General features: G+C 44.4%; 4 protein-coding genes and 1 other RNA gene. All 5 read left to right on the top strand.

Annotated elements, in window-relative coordinates; translation table 11 throughout:
- Window positions 1-705: dihydroorotase (gene pyrC, locus HOO90_RS03415; protein WP_292839482.1), on the top strand; the 705-nt coding region annotated here is incomplete at its 5' end.
- Window positions 706-707: 2 nt separating this feature from the next.
- Window positions 708-1,190: a DMP19 family protein gene (locus HOO90_RS03410; protein ID WP_292839480.1), complete on the top strand. Its 483-nt coding sequence runs from the start codon at window positions 708-710 to the stop codon at window positions 1,188-1,190.
- Window positions 1,191-1,637: 447 nt separating this feature from the next.
- Window positions 1,638-1,962: RNase P RNA component class A (rnpB, locus tag HOO90_RS03405), an RNA gene on the top strand.
- Between the two features lie 441 nt (window positions 1,963-2,403).
- Window positions 2,404-2,850, top strand: a complete 447-nt coding sequence (gene mraZ / locus HOO90_RS03400) for a division/cell wall cluster transcriptional repressor MraZ (protein WP_292839478.1) — start codon at window positions 2,404-2,406, stop codon at window positions 2,848-2,850.
- 95 nt (window positions 2,851-2,945) lie between these two features.
- A partial coding sequence (gene rsmH, locus HOO90_RS03395; RefSeq protein WP_292839484.1) for a 16S rRNA (cytosine(1402)-N(4))-methyltransferase RsmH occupies window positions 2,946-3,562 on the top strand: 617 nt, incomplete at its 3' end.

Here is a 3,562-nt window from a genome sequence, read left to right as displayed (position 1 = left end):
TTAGATAAATGCGCTAGCGCACTAGCGGCAATGGAAAAGCTCGGTATGCCCCTGTTAGCGCATGCTGAAGTCACAGATGCCGATGTGGATGTGTTTGATAGAGAGCGCGTTTTCATTGAACGCAACATGATTCCGTTGCTAAAAAAATACCCAGCGTTAAAAATTGTGTTTGAGCATATCACCACCAAAGATGCGGCAGACTTTGTGATGAGTGCGCCAAGTAATGTGGCTGCAACCATAACCGCACACCACTTATTAATGAACCGTAACGATATGTTCAAAGGTGGCATTCAGCCGCATCACTATTGCTTGCCAATATTAAAACGTGAAGAACATCGTGTGGCTTTGGAGAAAACAGCAACGTCTGGCAACTCTAAATTTTTCTTAGGTACAGATAGTGCGCCGCATGCTAAGCATACCAAAGAAGCGGCTTGTGGATGTGCGGGTATGTACACAGCGCATACGGCAATGGAGCTTTATGCGGAGGCGTTTGAAGCGGCAGGTGCATTAGATAAACTGGAAGGGTTTGCGAGTTTTTATGGGGCGGATTTTTATGGTTTGCCACGAAATAAAACGCAGATTACTTTGGTGAAAGAGAGTTGGAAAGTGCCTGAGAGTTTGCCATTTGATGGGGTGGATGTGTTGGTGCCGTTGAGGGCAGGGCAGAGTTTGACGTGGCGCCATCTTGTAGATGCAGAAGTATAGATATGCAATTTTCTGACGTAAGTGATCAACAGGATCCTGCGTATAAGGTTTATTGTGCCGCATTTGACGTGGTTTTCGATAAAAATGATGGTGATATTGAGCATATTAATCGCCTTTCGCGTGAAAGTCGTATTGTCTATTTATTATGGAATTTTGACGGAGAGATTCATAACGGAGGCTTCGACCAATTATTTTTCAACTCTCTTGGAGATTATTGTCTAGAAATACTCGGGTATTTAGAAGAGTTAGGTGCTTTAAAATCCTACATCCTTTTATCTAAGGCAATTTCTTTGTTTCCAAATTCTTTACCTGCTAATAACAGACAAGAACGATGGAGTCAGCTTAACTCGTTCTCGAGTAGCTCTCAATATCAAATGGAAATCGACCAGCTAAATTCTGAGTATTGGAAGTATGAAGATAAGCTAAATGACTTGCTTGATTCTTATGTGTTAGCTCATCCTCATGTGTTGCTCTTGCTGAATTAAGCAAGGTAGCGCGCAATAACTGAATGGCATTGCGCCGTGTCAAAGCTAGCAGGGTGTGCAAAATGGCTTTATTTGCACACCATTATCACTGTCACATTTTGTAAGTGGTGGCTTTCGCGCGACTGGCGAGTTACTTTTTCTTGTTTAACCAAAAAGAAGGCTACCCACCACCGCTTGTTTCTTGAGATTTACATAATTTTGGGACGACAATCGGAAACTCGCTACGCTCAAACAGCCGCTTGCCGAATTCTTCCCAAAATTATGTAAATCTCAGGCGCGGTAGCAGGGGAGTTAAGTTCAAAATCCTGATGATTCGCGACTTTCTAGTATTTTTTAAGCCTCTCTTTTTCGCCATTCCCGTGAAAACGGGAATCTATTTTGGTTTAAAGCGTTAGTTTGGATTCTCGTTTTCACGGGAATGACGGTGGCGCGTGTTAAAATACACTTGAAGCTGGCTAGACAGTCGCCGCTCACGTAAGTGAGGGGAGGAAAGTCCGGGCTGCATAGAGCGGGATGACGGCTAACGGCCGTACGTTGAAAGCTTGGGTAACTAAGTATAAGGCGCGGAATAGGGCCACAGAGACGAGCGTATTTAGTTACGGTGAAACGCGGTAACCTCCATTCGCAGCAAGACCAAATAGGCTGGTATTGGCGTTGCTCGCGCTGCCAGCGGGTAGGTTGCTTGAGCGCACAAGTAATTGTGCGCCTAGATGAATGACTGTCGTGCGTTGCAAGACGTAAACAGAACCCGGCTTATCGGCCAGCTTCAATTTCACTCTTTACTTGCCACTTTAGTGGCTTAGTAAATAGGGGAAGACCTTTACGGTCTTTGTGTCAAATTCAGAAACCCTTTCTGATGAAGTTGATTTAAAACCATCTATATTTTTATTCACTTAAACCCCGCCAATTACAATTCAATCGCTTTCGTCATTATTCTAATAATCTACATTCACTTAATTTCGTATGTGCTTAATTTATAACGATATTATTTTTATAGCAAAAATGCGCTAAGTCATTGAGATATAAAGAGAAAATAGTAAAAAAGGGCTTGCGTTGCCTAAATTTTTTATCTATAGTTCAGCTTAGTGGGGAAAAGTGGGTTTTTGTGGAAAATTTTTCACTTAAATCGTTTCTAATCGAAACTAAGGGCGGTTAGAGCTTCCTCACTTTTTTCATTTTATTTTTGGCAATCATTTAGGTTGATTATTTAAACATGTTTCGCGGCGCAACATCATTAAGTTTGGATGCTAAAGGCAGATTAGCAGTACCGACTAAACACAGAGAGACATTGCAGCTTCAATGTGCTGGTGATCTGGTGTTGACCGCGCATCCGCATCGTTGCTTGTTGTTATACCCACAGCCAGCTTGGGAGCCAATTCAGGCTAAGTTGATGACGCTGTCCTCCTTTGATAAGCAATCGAGCGCTTTGCAGCGTTTGTTGGTGGGGTACGCAGAAGACGTGGCGATGGATAGTGCAGGTCGCATGTTGGTTTCACCCTCGTTGCGAGATTTTGCAGGGCTCGATAAAGAAGTGATGCTGGTGGGTCAGGGTAGTCATTTCGAGTTGTGGAATATGGAAGCTTGGCGCGCACAACTTGCACGGGTAATGCAGGATGACAATTTCACGATGCCATCAGAACTCGAGGGCTTCTCGCTGTGATTAAGGGCGTGAACAGCGCGCCCACCAAAGCATCATTGTCTCCAAAAAAAGCGTCTGCAAAAGGCGCTTTAAATTTAGAAAAGCAGCAAACAGAAGTGTCAGAGTCAGCAAATCCAAATGTTCATATCACAGTACTGCTCGATGAGGCGGTTCAAGCGCTTGCTATTAAAACGGATGGTATTTACGTGGACGGCACATTTGGACGCGGCGGACATTCAAAAAAAATACTACAACAGCTTGGAGCAAAAGGCCGCTTGATTGCGTTTGACCGTGATTTAAAGGCAATTGAATCAAGCAAAGAAATTTCAGACCCACGTTTCAACATGGTGCATAGTCATTTTGCGGGCATGCAAGCCAAGTTAAATGCGATGGGCGTTTCTAAGGTAGACGGCATTTTGCTGGATTTGGGTATTTCATCACCGCAAATCGATGATGCAAGCCGAGGTTTTAGTTTTAGATACGATGCGCCGTTGGATATGCGCATGGATCAAAGTAGTGGACAAACGGCGGCAGAGTTTTTAGCCAAGACAACAGAGCAGCAATTAGGGGAGGTTATAAAGAATTATGGTGAAGAACGGTTTGCTAAGCAGATTGCAAGGGCGATTATTACGGAGCGCAATGACGGGCGCGCCATCACCACTACAGGGCAACTTGCCAAGGTCGTGGCAGGGGCAGTCACGCGGTTTGAGCCAGGGCAGAACCCCGCAACGCG

Source organism: Methylotenera sp. (assembly GCF_013141425.1).
In the GTDB taxonomy this organism is placed as follows: Bacteria; Pseudomonadota; Gammaproteobacteria; order Burkholderiales; family Methylophilaceae; genus Methylotenera.
The sequence above is the reverse complement of the archived record's forward strand: the minus strand, read 5'-3'. Positions and strand labels throughout refer to the sequence as shown.